General features: G+C 65.9%; 12 protein-coding genes and 1 tRNA gene. 2 read left to right on the top strand and 11 right to left on the bottom strand.

Features of this window, described 5'->3' with window-relative positions:
- Nucleotides 1-75: 75 nt before the first annotated feature.
- From ACLBV5_RS02500 to ACLBV5_RS02490, 3 genes are read right to left on the bottom strand one after another with little or no spacing between them, the layout of a single operon-like run.
- Nucleotides 76-4,314 carry a translocation/assembly module TamB domain-containing protein gene (locus ACLBV5_RS02500; protein ID WP_447604715.1) on the bottom strand — a complete coding sequence of 1,413 codons (4,239 nt, stop codon included), beginning with the start codon at nucleotides 4,312-4,314 and terminating at the stop codon, nucleotides 76-78.
- Nucleotides 4,311-6,098 carry an autotransporter assembly complex protein TamA gene (locus ACLBV5_RS02495; RefSeq protein ID WP_447604714.1) on the bottom strand — a complete coding sequence of 596 codons (1,788 nt, stop codon included), beginning with the start codon at nucleotides 6,096-6,098 and terminating at the stop codon, nucleotides 4,311-4,313. The genes ACLBV5_RS02500 and ACLBV5_RS02495 overlap by 4 nt, the downstream gene beginning before the upstream one ends.
- Before the next feature lie 56 nt (nucleotides 6,099-6,154).
- Nucleotides 6,155-6,427 carry a hypothetical protein gene (locus ACLBV5_RS02490; protein WP_447604713.1) on the bottom strand — a complete coding sequence of 91 codons (273 nt, stop codon included), beginning with the start codon at nucleotides 6,425-6,427 and terminating at the stop codon, nucleotides 6,155-6,157.
- A gap of 241 nt (nucleotides 6,428-6,668) precedes the next feature.
- On the opposite strand from ACLBV5_RS02490, the gene ACLBV5_RS02485 reads away from it, so the two are divergent.
- A tRNA-Lys gene (locus ACLBV5_RS02485) sits at nucleotides 6,669-6,745 on the top strand.
- An 87-nt stretch (nucleotides 6,746-6,832) separates the two neighbouring features.
- Here ACLBV5_RS02485 and ACLBV5_RS02480 read toward each other — a convergent pair.
- The 4 genes from ACLBV5_RS02480 to ACLBV5_RS02465 are packed head-to-tail and all read right to left on the bottom strand — an operon-like array spanning nucleotide 6,833 to nucleotide 12,763.
- Complete coding sequence (locus tag ACLBV5_RS02480) at nucleotides 6,833-7,972, bottom strand: hybrid sensor histidine kinase/response regulator (protein WP_025976823.1); 1,140 nt, start codon at nucleotides 7,970-7,972, stop codon at nucleotides 6,833-6,835.
- On the bottom strand, nucleotides 7,969-8,544 hold the full coding sequence (locus tag ACLBV5_RS02475) for a chemotaxis protein CheB (RefSeq protein WP_025976824.1): 576 nt from the start codon (nucleotides 8,542-8,544) through the stop codon (nucleotides 7,969-7,971). Before ACLBV5_RS02475 ends, ACLBV5_RS02480 begins: the two co-directional genes overlap by 4 nt.
- A complete protein-coding gene (locus ACLBV5_RS02470) occupies nucleotides 8,541-9,365 on the bottom strand; it encodes a CheR family methyltransferase (protein WP_025976825.1) in 825 nt (274 codons plus the stop codon). Before ACLBV5_RS02470 ends, ACLBV5_RS02475 begins: the two co-directional genes overlap by 4 nt.
- Before the next feature lie 8 nt (nucleotides 9,366-9,373).
- Complete coding sequence (locus ACLBV5_RS02465) at nucleotides 9,374-12,763, bottom strand: response regulator (protein WP_447604712.1); 3,390 nt, start codon at nucleotides 12,761-12,763, stop codon at nucleotides 9,374-9,376.
- Nucleotides 12,764-12,990: 227 nt separating this feature from the next.
- Here ACLBV5_RS02465 and ACLBV5_RS02460 point away from each other — a divergent pair, with 227 nt between their 5' ends.
- On the top strand, nucleotides 12,991-13,539 hold the full coding sequence (locus tag ACLBV5_RS02460) for a hypothetical protein (RefSeq protein ID WP_025976827.1): 549 nt from the start codon (nucleotides 12,991-12,993) through the stop codon (nucleotides 13,537-13,539).
- Here the strand turns inward: ACLBV5_RS02460 and tgt are convergent.
- Genes tgt through queA form a run of 4 tightly spaced genes read right to left on the bottom strand, consistent with a single transcriptional unit; the run spans nucleotide 13,536 to nucleotide 16,572 of the window.
- A complete protein-coding gene (gene tgt, locus ACLBV5_RS02455; protein ID WP_134580663.1) occupies nucleotides 13,536-14,648 on the bottom strand; it encodes a tRNA guanosine(34) transglycosylase Tgt in 1,113 nt (370 codons plus the stop codon). The genes ACLBV5_RS02460 and tgt overlap by 4 nt on opposite strands.
- A gap of 55 nt (nucleotides 14,649-14,703) precedes the next feature.
- On the bottom strand, nucleotides 14,704-15,174 hold the full coding sequence (locus ACLBV5_RS02450) for a hypothetical protein (RefSeq protein WP_278070924.1): 471 nt from the start codon (nucleotides 15,172-15,174) through the stop codon (nucleotides 14,704-14,706).
- Between the two features lie 9 nt (nucleotides 15,175-15,183).
- On the bottom strand, nucleotides 15,184-15,468 hold the full coding sequence (locus ACLBV5_RS02445; RefSeq protein ID WP_447604711.1) for a hypothetical protein: 285 nt from the start codon (nucleotides 15,466-15,468) through the stop codon (nucleotides 15,184-15,186).
- A gap of 18 nt (nucleotides 15,469-15,486) precedes the next feature.
- Complete coding sequence (gene queA / locus ACLBV5_RS02440) at nucleotides 15,487-16,572, bottom strand: tRNA preQ1(34) S-adenosylmethionine ribosyltransferase-isomerase QueA (RefSeq protein WP_447604918.1); 1,086 nt, start codon at nucleotides 16,570-16,572, stop codon at nucleotides 15,487-15,489.
- Between the last annotated feature and the right edge of the window lie 59 nt (nucleotides 16,573-16,631).

Below are 16,631 nucleotides of genomic sequence, written 5' to 3'. Positions count from 1 at the left end.
CAGGATGCAGGACGAGATAGAACAAAGCAAGAACAAATAGCGCGACGGGCGACAGGCGCGCCGATCTGCCTCGGATTAGCGTCGAGCGGAGGCGTTAGGCCTGCGGTCGCGGCGTTCGCCGCCGGGGCGGGGGCCTTCGCGCCGCCAGCGCACGGACAAGGAGGTGTCGCCTTCGCCGCCGAACTTAGAGGCCACGGCGAGGTTGCGGCGCACCTGCCACTCGACGCTGACCGCAGCACCGCGTTCTCCGCCGCCGATGACTTCCAGGTAGACGTCGTCGGTGATGTAGCGGCCGCCCGCGACGGTGAGGCTGGAGGCCTCGCCGCTGAAGGACAGGCGGTCCAGCCCGGCCAGTTCGCGCAGGTTGCCGATCACGTCGAAGCCCCCGCCGCCGGCCAAGGACGCCACCGCCGAGGCGAGCTGGGCCGCCTCGAACGGCGACAACTGCGCCGCCGATCGGCCGAAGAGCACCTGCGACAGGATTTCATCCTGGGGCAGGGCAGGAGTGGAGGTCAGCTGGATCTTGGGTTCGGCCGCGGTCCCGGTGACCTTGATCACGGCGGTGAGCGCCGGGTCTTCGCGGACAGCCTCAAGGTTCAGACGAATCCGCGCCAGGTCGGTCGACAAGGTGACGGAGCCGCGATCATCAAAGACAAAGCGCTTGCCTGCGAACTCATAGTCGCCGCGCACGACGTTGGCCGTGCCGGACAACTGGGGATCGGCGATGGTGCCGCGCACGCGCGCATTGGCGGACAGTTCGACGTTCAGCCCGCGTCCGCGCACGTGGATCTCACGTCCGGTCAGGTTGAGGTTCAGGCCGATCCTGGGACCGCCCCGCGCCTTCTCCTCGGCTTCGACAGGGTCGCCGCCGGGGCGGTTGATCTCGACCACGTCCATTTTGACGATGCCGTTGGAGCCGGGCAGGTTCGGCGAGATCTCGGCCTCGTCGATGTTCAGGTCGCCGGTCAGCTGGATGTTGCCGTCGGCGCCGCGCACGGCGGTCAAGCGGCCGTTGGCGCGGGCCTGGGCGATGTCGTTGTCGATGATGCGGAAGCGCGTCAGCTCTAGGCGCAAGGTCGAGGGCGAACCTTGACGCAGGCCCAGATCGCCATTGCCGGACACCTCGCCTTTCAGCCCATCGGTAGCCTGGAAACGCTCGATGACGGCCTGGCTGTCGTTGAAGCGGCTGGCGAGGGTCACATTCTCCAGGCGCAGGCCCGAGGCGCTGTCGCGGAAGGCGCCTTGCGTCATGTCCAGTCGGCCGTTCAGGCGCGGCGCGTTCAGCGTGCCCGCCAGCGTGGCCTGACCGTTCACCTGACCGGACAGGGATTGGGCGCCGCCCAGGAACAGGTCCCAAATCGGCTGGATCTGCCCACGAATAGCCACCTGGCCCGACATGTCCCGGGTCCGGGCGATGGCTAGACGCAAGGGGGCGGCCGAGGTTTCGACCGGCAGGCTGACGTCGGCTGTCGCCTGGACGGCGGTTCCGTCATGGGCCTGGGCGCGCAGGCGCAGGACGTCGCCGGTCAGATCGGCGTTCAGCGTGCCGTCGACCGCCAGACCGCGCGGCGCGTCGATGCTGCGCAGCTGTCTCAGGTCCACATTGGCCGAGCCGCGCAGAGCGTCGCCTTGGCCTTGCATCGAGATGCGGCCGGTGACCTGACCGCGAAGATCGGGGAGCAGCGAACCCATTTCGACATTGGTCATGTCGGCTTGAATGGCCGCACCCTGCTTGTCCTGCTTCAGTTCGCCGGTCAGGACGCCGCCGCCGACGCCCAGGTCCAGGCGCGCCACGCGGCCATCGCCGTTGATGGCGAAGACTGCGGGGGCGCGGGTGGTGAAGGCGATGTCGCGCACGCGGCCGCCGCCGCGCAGCGTCAGGCTCTGCGCCGGGCCCTGGCGGGAATATTCGCCCGCGCCGTTGAACTGGACCGGATTGGCGCCGCCCACGTCGGCGGCCACGGTGAAGGGCAGGCGGTCCAGCGTGCCCTGGCCCTTCAGCGACAGGTTGCGCAGGGTCCAGTCCTGACCCGTCAGGCGCACGTTGCGGCCGGTCACGTCCAGCACGGCGGTCTGATCGCCCGCGCCCTCGGTCAGGCGCACGCGGCCGTTGGCCTCGCCCGAGGCCAGGAAGGCGCCCTGGCGCGCGGTGAAGGTCAGATCGGCGCTGGAGGGGAAGTTGTTCGACAGGGCCACGTCGCCCTGGGCCGTGACCCCGCCGGCGTTCACGTCGACATCCGACAGGCGCAGACGCGGACCGCCCAGATAGAAGTTGCCCGAGGCGCGCGCCGGTCCGTAGTTCGAGCCGGAGGTCAGTAAGATGCGGCCGTCAGAGGCGTCGGCGCCCTTGCGGAAGCTGAGGATCAAGTCAGCGTTGGTCAGGATCAGCCCGCCCGCAGCCACCCTGTCGAAGGCGGCGCGCAGGTCGGCGCGCGGCTGGGCCAGGGTGCCGGTCAGGGCGCCGTCGCCCGACATGGCGCCGTCGATGGCGACCGGGCCGACGCCGAACGGGCCGCGCGCGTCCCAGTCCAGGGCGAGGCGCAGTTTAGAGCCTTCGATACGCCCCTTGGCGCCTGCGCGTCCGGCGGCGCCGGTCAGTTCGCCGGTGTTGATGGAGACGACGCCGTCGTTCAGCGAACCGGCCAGTTGCAGACGCGGTTGGGCGCCCAGCAGACGATCCAGCTCTTCCATGCCGATGGCCATGCGAGAGCCGCGCCCGTCGAAGCTGAGGACCCAGGGCGCGCCGGCTCTTGCCGAGGAAGCGCGGATCGGTCCGCCGAAGGTGCCCCTAGCGCCGTTTCGGATGCGCGACAGGTCTGTCAGTTCGGCGCGACCCGTAAAGTTCAGGCCGCCGTTCAGGCTGCGTCCGCCCGAGCCGGTCAGGGTCAGGCCCTGGCCGCGTGCATCGACCTTCTTCAATAGCATGGCGCCATCGGCCATGCGGGCGCCCTCCATCTGGATACGCGGCGTCGAGCCCAGGAGGGCCCCGATGATGCCTGCTGACGAACCGCCGACAGCGCGAACGTCTGTCGTCACGTCGATGCGGCCTTTGTTAGCGGCGATATTGACCGGGCCGGAGATGCGCGTGGCGCGATAGGAGGCGATGTCAGCGTTGAGCAGGCTGGCGGAGCCCTGCAGGCTCCAGGCCTGAGCGTCGCCCTTGAAGACGCCGGTATAGGCGGCCGGACCGGCGACCGGGCTGCCGACCAGACGGCTGAGCGACGGCGTCGTCACTTCCAGGTTGATGCCTTCCGGCGCGGTGTTGTCCGTCGTGCGGATCAGGCCGCGCGCGCTGGATTCGATGTTGTCGGCGTACAGGCGCCAGGCCACGCCCTGATAGCCCTCACGTTTGGCGTCCGGCGTCATGGCGAAGCCGAAGCGCGCGGTGCGGCCGATGCGCTCGACGAACGGCTGCAGCAGGTCGGAGCCCGAGAAGTCGGCATAGCCCGAGACCTTGGCGCCGTTGTCGCCATAGGTCCCCTTGACCAGCAGGGGGCGGAATTGGCCGGTCTGCACGGTCACGTCGATGACCTCGCCGTTCACCACGGCGACGGCCGAGAAGGGCTGATCGGGAGAATAGCCCAGCGAACCTGCGATCGGCCCGCCCTGGGCCTCATTGGCGCGCAGGTTGACGCGCAGGTCTTCGGGCTTATCGCCGAAGGCGGCGGCCAGGCGCAGGTAGTCGCCCTTGCGGTTCAGACTATAGGCGTTGACGTTGGCGGTCTTGACGCCCTTGCGCGGAATGGCGGCGTCGCCACTCAGCGTCCAGCGGCCGTATTCCTTGGAGAAATCCTCCATCAATTCGACGCTGGCGCTGAAGCGGTCGATGTCGATGGAGATGGCTTGCGGGCCGCCCGGCTCGGTGGGCGCCTCCAGCTCCGGGCGACGCAGCAGACGGATCTGACCCGCGCTGATTTCGGTGGCGTGAAAACGTCGCGCCAGAAGGGGCCAATAGGACCAGTCGACGCGCACGTCGGTCGCTTCGAGCCAGACGCCCTTTTCGTCGGTCACGGTGATGCGCCTCAGGCGGAAATCGTTGAACAGGTCGCCCTGCAGGCCTTCGACGTTGATGCGTCCGTAGCGGCTGATCTTCTTGCCGGCGACGAAGCTGGTGATCAGTTCGCGGCCCGGATCGGAAACCAGATACATCCGCCCGCCGACCAGGGCGACGATGACCAGCGCCAGAACGCCAGCCGAAACGATCCCTGCGATGAAGGCGGCCAGTTGAAGCCGGGTGCGTTTGCGCTTCGCCTTTTCAGCGGGCGTGTCGGCGACGTCTGCGCCCGTTTCGTGAGGCGGAGGAGTGTCGGTCAAAACGCCTGGCCGATGCTGATGTAGAGCTGGAATCCGGAATCGCCTTCGCGCTTGTTCAGCGGGAAGGCGATGTCGGCGCGGACGGGACCGAACGGCAGCTTGTAGCGGACGCCGACCCCTGCGCCGTAACGCATGTTGCTGAAGTTCGGCGTTTCCTGAAAGCCGACGGCGCCGCCGTCGACAAAGGCGACAGCCTGGAACTTCTCGCCGATATCGCGTCGCACCTCCAGCGAGGTTTCAAACAGCGACAGGCCGCCGCGCGGACGGTTGTCCGGCAGGCGCGGGTTGATGCTCTGATAGGAATAGCCGCGCACCGAGCCGCCGCCGCCGGAGTAGAACAGGCGGTCAGAGGGCACCGTCAGCTCTTCGCCGCCGATGATCGAGCCGATACGGGCGCGCCCGGCCAGAACCGTCTTGGCGCCGTCCTGCAGCGGCAGATAGGCGCTGGCCTGACCCTCGGTGCGCAGGAACATGACCGTATCCTCGCCCGTCACGGCGGTCGGCTGGGCCGAAACGGACAGGCGGTAGCCGGTCGTCGGGTTCAGCGGATCATTGGAGCGGTCCATATAGGCGCTGCCCCGCAGGGTGACGATGGCCAGATCCCGGTCCAGGGTGATCGGTGTCTGCGTCTCGGGATCGAAGCGGTATTCCGTGTATCGCCCGGCGTCCACGCCAACCCCGTAGCTGAACCATGAGGTCTTGCCGAGCCGCTGCGACAGGTCCGCGGCCATGGTCAGGGCGCTGCGGTCATAGGCGTCGGTCTGTTCGTTGACGATGAAGGACGACAGTTTCAGCGTCCGACCCGCACGCCGCCAGTGGGGCTGCGACCACTCGCCGCCGATACGGCTGTCGATGCTGGCGATCCGCGCGCCGTACCGCAGCGTGTCGGCGCGGCCGAATCGGTTGTAGCGGGTGCGGAAGACATCGACGCCGACGCCTTCGTAGGTCGAATAGCTGGCGCCCGCCTCAAGCAGGCTGACCGGCCGATCCGCCAGGGTGACGACAACCGGCCTCAAGCCGTCCGGGCGCGTATCGTCCAGCGACGACAGGGCGACGCCCACGCCGTCATAGACCCCGGTGTCCAGCAGGCGGCGCTCAAGCTCGGCGACGTCTTCTGGATCGTAGCGGTCGCCTTCACGCCAGGGGACAAGGCTCTGGACCCAATCGGGCTTGGTCGGCCCGCGCGTGCGCAACTGGATGCCGTCCAGCCGCACCAGTTCTCCCGACGCCACATTGAAGCCAGGCTCCACCAGAAAAGTCGCGTGATCAACAACGACGCGGCGGGGCTGGGCAACGGCGTCGGCATAGCCGCGCCGGGTCAGATCGGCGATCAAGCGTCCCTCAGCCGCCAGCACGTCGGCCGCTCGGCCCGGCTCGCCGGGCTTCAGCTTGATGTTTTCTATCACCGCCGCGCTGGTGTCTGCGTCCGGGGCAGGCGCGCTCCAGTTGACCTTGGCTTCGCCCAGAAGGAACCGGCGGCCGGGCGTGACCTCGACGATGGCGACAGGCGTTTCCTCGCCTTCGACCTGATCGTGGACCGTGGCCTGATAATAGCCCTCAGACCGCAGCAGGGCCTGCGCCGATTCCAGCGCCGCCCGCGCGCGACGACGGGCTTCAAAGCGATTGGCCGGCGCGCCGTCGACCTGGCCCACCGCCTGTTCCAGCTGTCGTTTCAGATCGGCGTCGATCTCGCCGCGAATCTGGGCCCTCGGCTCGGCAGCCGCCTGTGTGGCGAAGGCGCACAGGGCCGCGGTGGCGAGAAGGAGGGGGAGCCTCGACGTCAAATCTGAACCCTGTGTAGTGGTGAACGCGCCGCACTTAGCCGTCTACGCCGATGGAATCAGTAAAACAGCGTATCGCTTTCAGGCTGCACCGTCTCCTCGGACGACCGCTGGTCGGGCGGCAGGGCCTCGACAGGCGCGGTCGGCGGCGTGTCGGGGGCTTCTGCTGCTGTCGGCGCGGCGGCGTCCTCGGCGGCGGGGGTTTCGGGTTCAACAACCGGCGCGGGAGCAGGGGCCGGTTCCCGGCTAGGCTCCTCACAGGCCGCCAGCGCAGCAACGCCGCCCAGGGCGACGGCGCCGAGCAGCAAACGCTTCGGAATGAATTGGCTCATGGAGATTCCCCCTTTCAGGGGCTGGAAACGTGAAAAAGGGCGCGGAGGTTCCCGCTCGACACGGTGTGGCTCCGACTCTCTGAACGCAATCTGAACCTGAACGATGATTGCGGCGCCTCTTCCAGACCCTTTCCGGCCTGGCATATCCGGGGTGTTTGTTTTCCCACAAATTTTCCGAAATATCGGCTTGCCGGATCAGAAACTCGACCGTATGTTCCGCGCCTCTTCGCAGACGCGATGTGCGCCCCTAGCTCAGTTGGTTAGAGCATCTGACTTTTAATCAGAGGGTCCCCGGTTCGAGCCCGGGGGGGCGTACCACTTCCCACTCAGAAATCATTGCATGGTGAGGCGGCTTGTCGGCGTCGTGACCTGAAACAGCGCCTTGGCGAGACGCTGGTCCATATGTCACGCGCTGAGCGGCAAACGCACCGTGAAGCAACTGCCCCGGCCAGGGCCTTCGCTGACGAGATCGATCGTGCCTTCGTGCAGTTCGACCAACTGCTTGACCAGAGCCAGGCCGATGCCCAGGCCGTCGCGGGAGCGGTCGTCGGGGCCTTTGGACTGGGCGAACAGTTCAAAGATTCGGCCTTTCAGCTCAGGCGAGACGCCGATGCCGTTGTCGGCGACATTAATTCGGATCTGGTCTTCCTCGCTGTCGACGGACAGGTGGATGCGGCCTTTGCACGGGGTGTATTTGGCGGCGTTGGCGAGCAGGTTGCTGATCACCTGGGACAGGCGCGTGAAGTCGCCGTGCAACCACACCGGTTCGGGCGGCACGGAGACCGTTAGCTCGTGCGACGCCGCCTCGATTTTCGGGCGGCTGGTGTCGATGGCGGAGTCGATGACGCTTTGCAGGCTTATCCGTTCGCGTTTGAGCGAAATTTTGCCTTGGTCGATGCGGGCGACGTCCAGAAGGTCTTCGATCAGACGCGAAAGGTGATGAGCCTGGACCTCCATGCGGGCGTGAATCACCGCCTTGCGCTCTTCGTCCGACTGGCGTTGCAGCAGCTGAAGTCCGGCGTGAATAGCCATGATGGGATTGCGCAGTTCATGGCCCAGCATGGCGATGAAATCGTTCTTGCGCCGATCCGCCTCGCGCAGGGCGTTGGCGTATGCCTTTAGTTCGTCGCGCTGGGCGAGGCTTTCCATGCGCTGGCGATACAGGTCGATGAAGACCTTGGCCTTGCTGCGCAGTATGTCCGCCTCGATCGGTTTTTGGATGAAGTCCACCGCGCCCGCTTCGTAGCCCCTGAAGCGGCGCTGAAGGTCGGCGCTCCCAGCCGTGACGAAGATGATAGGGATATGGCGGACGTTCACATTGCCGCGCATGAACTCGGCCAACTGAAAACCGTCCATGCCAGGCATCTGCACGTCGAGCAGGGCCAGGGCGACATCATGAACCAGCAAAAGTTCCAGCGCTTCGTCGCCCGAACGGGCCTTCAGGCAGACGACGCCCTCGCTTTTCAGCAGAGCTTCCAGCGCCAGCAGGTTTTCCTCCAGATCGTCGACCAGCAGGAGATGAATCGGCTGTTCCGTGCTGGTCATTCTCTGTCGAGACCTTTCAGATAGTCGGCGATGCGTTCGAGCGGCAGCACGAGCGCGGCGTTACAGGCCTGATAGGCAGCCTGAGGCATGGCCCGGGCATAGGCGGCCGCCGGGTCCTGCACCAGGGCGACGCCGCCCGCGGCGTGCACCGCCTTGAGCCCGGCTGCTCCGTCATTGTTAGCGCCAGTCAGGATGATGCCGATCAAGCCCTCGCCATAGGCGTCCGCCGCGCTCTCGAACAGCACGTCAATGGAGGGGCGTGAATAGTTGATCGCTTCGTCGGATGACAGGGCCAGGTCGCCGTTTTCTTCAACCAGGAGATGGTAATCGGAGGGGGCGAAGTAGACCACTCCAGGACGGGCCGTTTCCTTGTCCTCGGCCTCCTTCACCTTGAGCCCGCATTTGGCCTCGAAAAGAGGCGCCAGAACATTGCTGCGGTCGGCCGGGACGTGAAGGACGACGAAGATCGGCCAGGGAAAGTCTGCAGGCAAGGCGGGCAGCAGGGCGAGCAGAGCCTGGACGCCCCCGGCGGAGGCGCCGATCACCACGGCCCGGTCCGAGGCGCGGCTCATGGCTCGCGTTTCCTGTAGATTTTTTCTTCGGGCACAAACTCGGTGAAGGCGGCTGCGTGCTTCGAAAAGCGCAGGCTTTCCTTAGACCCCACGCCCAGGAACCCTTGTCGCGCCAGAGAATCCTTGAACAGCCCGACGGCCCGGTCCTGAAGACCTCGGTCGAAATAGATCATCACGTTGCGGCAGGAGATCAACTGCATCTCCGCAAAGACGGCGTCCGTGACCAGGCTGTGATCCGAGAAGACGACATTGGCGCGTAGCGACTTGTCGAAGACGGCCCGCCCATAGTCCGCCGTGTAGTAGTCGGAGAGGGATGATCGCCCGCCTGAATTTTGATGGTTTTCAGTGAATTTGCGGATGCGGTCGAGCGGATATATCCCGGCCTCGGCGGCCCTCAGGGCCTCAGGATTGATGTCCGTGGCGTAGAACAGGGTACGGTCGAACAGGCCTTCTTCGCGAAACAGAATGGCCATGGAATAGAGCTCTTCGCCGGCGCTGCAACCCGCGATCCAGACCTTCAGCGACGGATAGGTGCGCAGGTGAGGCAGAACCTGTTCGCGCAGGGCTCGGAAATAGCCGGGATCGCGGAACATCTCGCTGACCTGAACGGTCAGAAATGCGAGAAGACGCGGCAGCATTTCGGGATCGTGCAGCACGCGTTCCTGAAGAGCCGTCAGGCTGGGCATGTTGAAATGGCTGCGCGCCTGCAACAGGCGACGTTTAATGGACGCCCGCGCGTAGTGGCGGAAGTCGTAATGGTAGCGCTGGTATAACGCTTCCAGCAGCAGGCCGATCTCGATGTCTTCGGTCTGGTGGGGCATGAACGGGCTCAGCGCGGCATCCAGACGCGCACGAGGGACAGCAGCTTGTCCACGTCCAGCGGCTTGGCCATGTAGTCGTTGGCGCCGGCCGCCATGCAGCGTTCCTGATCGTCCGGCATGGCCTTGGCCGTAAGCATCAGCACCGGCAAAGTCTTCCAGCGCGGGTCTTTTCTCAGCTCGCGGGTCGCCGTCAGACCGTCCATGACCGGCATCATCACATCCATCAGAACCAGATCGACCGCCTGGGACGGGTCGGTTGATGAGCGCTCCAGCGCCTCCAGCGCCTCCTTGCCGTTGCGGGCGATCTCGACCAGGGCGCCGCGCGGTTCGAGCACATTGGTCAAGGAATAGACGTTACGCACGTCGTCCTCGACGATCAGAATGCGGCGGCCCTCGAGAACAGCGTCGCGGTTGCGGGCCTTGCGGATCATCTTCTGCTGCTCGGGCGGCAGTTCCGAAACGACCTGGTGCAGGAACAGGGAGACCTCGTCCAGAAGCCGTTCCGGCGACTTGGCGCCCTTGATGATGATGGAGCTGGAATAGCGGCGCAGCTGTTGTTCGTGATCAGGCGACAGATCCCGGCCGGTGTAGACGATGACCGGCGGGAAGCTGTGGCCGGTGTCGCGGCTGAGGGTCTCCAGAAGAGAGAAGCCCGAGGCGTCCGGCAGCGTCAGGTCCAGCACCATGCAGTCGAAAGTCTGGGTCTTGAGTTGCTCCAGACACTCTGCGGCGGTGCCGACGCCGACCGTCTCGACGTCGCCGGAACTCAGCAGACGGCTGACCGCATCGCGCTGAACCAGGTCGTCCTCGACGATCAGGACGCGCCGGACGGTGCGGGTCAGCTTTTCCTCCAGGTTGCGCAGGACCTCGGCGAGGTCTTCCCGCTTCACCGGTTTGATCAGATAGCCGATCGCGCCCAGCGAAAGGGCGGTCTGGCTGTGATCCTCGCCCGAGACGACGTGGATGGGGATGTGGCGGGTGTCGTCGTCGCGCTTGAGTTCGTCCAGAACGGTCAGGCCGGACTGGTCGGGCAGGCCGATATCCAGCACGACCGCGCTGGGGCGATGGCGTTTCGCCAGCTTCAGCGCTTCTTCCGCCGTACCGGCGACGATGCATTTGAAGCCCAGTTCGCGGGACAGATCGCGCACGATGGCGGCGAACCGGCCGTCGTCTTCGACCACCAGCAGCAGCCGTCGGTTTCCGGCGAGGTTGTCCCGGTCGTCCTCAACGCTCGCGGACAGAGGGCGAGGGGCGGCGGGCCTGGGGTTTGACGCCGCCGGGGAAGGCGGCGGGGGCGCGGCCGCGAACGCAGCCTGACGCGAAGCCACCCGTCCGGCGTCATAGGTCCGCGGGAGAACAAGGGTGAACACGCTGCCTTCGCCCACGCGGCTTTTCAGCTCGATTCGGCCGCCCAGAAGACGCGCCAGTTCGCGCGAGATTGAGAGCCCCAGCCCTGTTCCGCCGTATTTGCGGCTGATGGTGCCGTCCGCCTGCTGGAAGGCCTCGAAAACGCCCTTCTGCTGCTCGGGTGAAATGCCGATGCCGGTGTCTGAGACCGCGAAGGCGATTTCGTCGCCAGGCAGGGCGGATATGCCCAGTTTAACCAAGCCGCTTTCGGTAAATTTGAAGGCGTTGGACAACAGGTTCTTGAGAATTTGCTCAAGCCGCTGACGGTCCGTCTCCATCAGATCGACGCTCGCATCCACCTCAATCTCGAACGGCAGGCCGCGATCATCGGCGATGGGCTGGAAGGTCTGACGGAGGTCCTCGGTCAGCCGCTGCATCGAGACGGCTTCCGGGTGCGCCTGGATGTGGCCGGCCTCGATCTTGGACAGGTCCAAGATGTCGTTGATCAGGGCCAGAAGATCGTTCCCCGACGACTGAATGGTGCGGGCGTAGTTGACCTGTTCCTCCGACAGGCTCCCCTCGGGATTGTCCGCCAGCAACTTGGACAGGATCAGCAGAGAATTCAGCGGCGTCCGCAACTCGTGGGACATGTTGGCCAGGAAGTCGGACTTGTACTGGCTGGCTTGCTCCAGTTCGCGGGCCTTGAGCGTGAGGGCGGCGGCGCCGCGCTCCAGGTCGTCGCGCTGGGTTTCCAGTATCTGAGCCTGTTCCTCCAGCTGGCTGTTGGTCTGTTCCAATTCAGCCTGCTGCTGTTCGAGGCGGAACTGGGATTCCTTGAGCGCCCGGCCCTGTTCTTCCAGCTCTTCGTTAGAGACGCGGAGCTCCTCGCTTTGAACCTGGAGCTCCTCGGATTGGCGCTGGGTTTCCTCCAACATATTCTGCAACTGGGCGCGATAGCGGGCCGAGCGCAGGGCGGTTCCGATGGCGGGGCCGACCTCTTCGAGCAGGGAGACCAGTCGGTCATCCGGCGCATGGAGGAAGCCTAGCTCCATCACCGCGTTTACGGCGCCGTCAGCCCGCGCCGGGGCGATAACCAGATGGCGGGGCTTATCGCGCCCGAGCGCCGAGCCGATTGTCAGATAGCCGTCCGGCACATCGGTTATGGTCAGGATTTCGCCCTCTGAGGCCACTTGGCCCAGCAGGCCTTCCCGCTGACCAAATCGCTGGGGAACGGAAGCGTCGGAGGGAACGCCGAGCGCTGCGACTCGCCGGTAAAGGCCGCCCTCGCCCTTGAAAAGCGCCGCCGCCTGGACCCCGGTATAGCGACCGAGATAGGCCAGGATGTTGTCGGCGAGCATCTCAAGCGACTGATCGCCCATCATCGCCGAGGCCAGACCCACCTGGCCTTCATGCAACCATTCCTGCCGCGCGCGGCTGCGTGCAGAGCGGCGGATCAGGGTGAAAACGCTTACGCTCAGCACCGCTCCCAGCAGCCCGGACAACAGGCCGCTGATCAGCGCCGTGCGATAAGCAGCGTCCATTTCGTTCAGGCGCAGGCGCCGGACGCGTTGTTCTTCCTGACGCATCAACGCGATCTGGTCGCGAATGGCGTCCATCTCGCGAAGGCCGTGACCGGAGGACATGCGTGAGATCGCCCCCTGAACGCCTTCGGCGCGGCGGGCTTGAAGCGTGGCGTCCAGCTCGCTCATCTTGGCGGCGAGATGACGGCGCAGCTCATTCAGGTGCGCCTGCTGCGTCGGGTTGTCGCGGGTTAAACCCGTCAACTTTTCCAGCTGGTGCGTCAGGTCGCGCGACGCCGCCTCGTATGGCTCCAGATATTGCACATCGCCGGTCAGCAGATAGCCCCGCTGCCCGGTTTCGGCGTTTTGCGCCGCCGACAGCAGCTCGTCGACGGCGACGATCACCTCGTGGGTGTGAATGATCTGCCGGTTGTTTGCGCGCAGAACATCGACATTGCGCCACGCGACAAGGCCGGTAGCGAGGAAAAACGCCAGGACGAGCGCCATTCCGAGCGTCGCCAGTTTTTCCATCTTCGACCCTGCGGACGGACGGCTTGGTGATTTCATTACGAAGAGCCTCTGTGACGACCGTGCTCGAGCCCCATCCGGGCGCGTCACCGACGCAGCCATATCCTAGGATGGATTCGACGCACAGTACTCGATGCACTTGCGCGGCTGCGCGCCGTCAAAAAGCAGGGCGCCAATGATCAGAGGCAGCTGCCTGGCGTGCCGGAGGGTGTCGTGATTTAACGCGGGCCATGCGATCTCTCATTTTGCCCGCCGTCGCCGTTTCCCTTGCTCTTTGCGGCTGTAACGCGGGCGCTTCTGCGCGCGGGGGCGCGCAGAAGGTCGGAGCTGGGCTGGGCGACGCCGTCACCGCGCCGCTGGAAGACCTGAACCTGCGCCGCGATGAAATCCCGACCATTCTTCTGCAAGCTGAAGCCAATCCCTATGACCTGCGCAACTTGAATAGCTGCCGCACCATCGGGGCCGAGATCGCCCGGCTGGACGAGGCGCTGGGGCCTGACACGGATGGACCGCCGTCGCAGGACGGCTCCTATATGAGCGAGCGGGCGGCCGATGCTGCGGCTGGGGCGACGCTTGACGCCGTTCGCGGGACAGTCACCGATTTTATCCCGGCGCGCAGCTGGGTTCGTCGCCTGACCGGCGCCGACGCGCATAGCAAGCACGTGCAGTCGGCGATTCAGGCGGGCCTGCGTCGCCGCTCTTTCCTGAAGGGCGTGGGGATGCAGCGGAACTGCGCGCCGCCGGCCGCGCCTGCCGGCTTCGTCCCCCGTCGAGGCTAGGCTTTCAGGTGCCGCGCACGGAATTCGCGGCGGAACTGTTCAAACCGGCCCTCGGCTATGGCGGCGCGCATGGCGGCCGTCAGCGCCTGGAAGAAGGCGATGTTGTGCCAGCTGAGCAGGATCTTGCCGAGGATCTCGTCGGCGCGGATCAGGTGATGCAGGTAAGCCTTTGAATAGTCCTGCGACGCGGGGCAGGGAACCTCAGGATCCAGCGGGTCCTGATCCTCGGCGAAGCGGGCGTTCTTGAGGTTCAGCGGGCCGTCCCAGGTCCAGGCCTGGCCGTGACGCCCGGCGCGGGTCGGCAGGACGCAGTCGAACATGTCGACGCCACGATAGACCGCCTCGACCAGGTCGATGGGCTTGCCGACGCCCATCAAATAGCGCGGCCGGTCCTTGGGCAGGAACTCGGGGGCATAGTCCAGCACCTCGCACATGGCCTCATGGCCTTCGCCAACGGCCAGACCGCCGATGGCGTAGCCGTCGAAGCCGATCTCCTGCAGGCGTTCCGAGGATTCGCGGCGCAGGTTTTCATAGGTCGAACCCTGCTGGATGCCGAACAAGGCCTGCGCATCGCGCGTGCCGAAGGCGTTCTTGGATCGCTGGGCCCAGCGCGCCGACAGCTCCATGCCCTCGCGGGCGCGCTTTTCCTCGGCGGGCCAGGCGACGCATTCGTCCAACTGCATGACGATGTCGGAGCCGAGACGGTCGGCCTGAATCTGGATCGAGCGTTCGGGCGTCAGGACGTGCTTGGAGCCGTCGATGTGGCTGGAGAAGGTGACGGCTTCCTCGGTCAGCTTGGAAATACCCGACAGGCTCATGACCTGAAAGCCGCCTGAGTCCGTCAGGATCGGCTTGTCCCAGCGCATGAAGTTATGCAGGCCGCCCAGACGCTCCATCCGCTCCGGGCCCGGCCGCAGCATCAGGTGATAGGTATTGCCCAGAATGATGTCCGCGCCCGTCTGTTTGACCTGATCCAAGGTCATGGCCTTGACCGTGGCGGCGGTGCCGACGGGCATGAAGGCGGGGGTGCGGATGTCGCCGCGCGGCGTTTTCAGCACGCCGGTGCGGGCGCGGCCTTCGGCAGCGGAAATTTCAAACGGGAAAGGCATTAAGCGTTCCTTGCAGCGGAGCCGCGTCTTAGGCCCTCTGTTTCTGAACCGCCAGTCAGCGCAGCAGCGTCGCCAGCCGCTCTGCGCGTTGCAGATCCTTGGGGCGGCCAAACAGGCGGCATTTCTCGATCTGTTCGGCGACCGTGGGAACATAGAGCGTCCCGCCGTCCAGGGCGATCGGCTGGCGCGTGGTGAAAATGACCGGCGTCCAGTCCGCGCCTGCGCGCACATCCATCTGCGCCATCACCTCGACCGGGACGGGCGTGGTCAGGATTTGGCCGAAGACCTGAGAGCGGAACAGGCCCTCGCCGGGGTCTTCGACCGCTTCGCCGTGCAGGGTCTCGATCAGGCGGCGGGCGTCGCGCGGGCTGGTCATGACATCGACGTCCGGCACATGCCATTCCGACAGGCCCGACAGCGCCATGCCTGCGCCGCCGAACACCCACCAGGGGTCCTGAAGCTCGCTCGCCGCAGACGCCAGGATGTCAAAGGTGGCGGCCAGGTTTTCGGGCAGTTGGTCGATCATGGCTGTCTTCTAGGCTGATTTCGTCTCCGGCAGGAAGTGTCTGATCCCCATGACCACCAAGGCGCCGAGCGCGGAGATGGCGGCATTTATGCACAGGCCGAAGACCAAGAGGAAGATGAGCACGCCGATGGCGCCAAGCGCCGACGTCGCTGGAGCGCCGTTCATGTGAAACAGGCCGGGTGATAGAAACGCCAGCAGGACGCCAAGGATGGAGAAAGCGATCTGAAAGGCGGCGGCGACGCCGAATGTCACGGTGAACAGGCCCCCGAACGAGGCCGTCTTCAGATAGTGCATGGTCGTTCCCCTGTTGCGCTACTGTCTGAACAGCAGGCTTCCGTCCCCATAAGAATAGAAGCGGTAACCCCTGTCGATGGCGTGGGCGTAGGCGGCGCGCATCGTCTCCAGTCCCGCGAAGGCGCTGACCAGCATGAACAGCGTCGATTTCGGCAGGTGGAAGTTGGTCATCAGCACGTCGCAGGCGCGGAAGCGGTAGCCCGGCGTGATGAAGATGGCCGTGTCGCCGTGGAAGGGCTGGACCACGCCGTCCTCGCTTGTGGCGCTCTCCAGCAGGCGAAGCGAGGTGGTGCCGACGCAGACGATGCGCCCTCCCGCGGCGCGCACGCCGTTCAGGGCGGCGGCGGTCTCGGCCGAGACCTCGCCCCACTCGGAATGCATCTTGTGATCGGCGGTGTCGTCGGCCTTGACCGGCAGGAAGGTGCCGGCGCCGACATGCAGGGTTACGGCATGGGTCGTCACGCCGCGCGCCCGGATGGCGTCCAGCAGGGCGGGGGTGAAGTGCAGGCCCGCCGTCGGCGCCGCGACCGAGCCGTCATGCTCGGCGAAGACGGTCTGATAGTCCTTCAGGTCCTGATCGTCCTCGGCTCGCTTGGCGGCGATATAGGGGGGCAGGGGCATGACACCGACCTCGCGGATGGCGTCGTCCAGCGCCGGCCCGGCTAGGTCGAAGCGCAGGGTGACGAGGCCGTCCTCGCCCTTGGCGGTGATCTCGGCGTCGACCTGGCCCAGGAAGCAGGCGTTGTCTTCCTCGCGCCCGAAACGCACCCGGTCGCCGACCTTCAGCCGCTTGCCGGGCTTCATGAAGGCGCTCCAGACATCGGGCGCGTCGCGGTGGTGAAGGGTGGCCTCGACCGGCACCGACAGTCGTTCGCCCTCCGGTCCGGTGCGGTGGCGCACGCCGGACAGACGGGCGGGGATCACGCGGGTGTCGTTGAAGACCAGGACGTCGCCGGGCTGCAGAAAGCCGGGCAGGTCGCGGATGACCCGGTCCTGAAGCTCGCCGCCCTTCACCACCAGCAGGCGCGCTGAGTCGCGCGGGTCGGCGGGGCGCAGGGCGATGCACGCCTCGGGCAGGTCGAAGTCGAAATCGGAGGTCCGCATGGGGCGGGGAATGCTCACGCCGCGCCTTTGCGGTCAAGCGAGGCGCAGCCGAAAGTCGA

The sequence above is a fragment of the Brevundimonas sp. M1A4_2e genome, assembly GCF_053345555.1.
The sequence above is the reverse complement of the archived record's forward strand: the minus strand, read 5'-3'. Positions and strand labels throughout refer to the sequence as shown.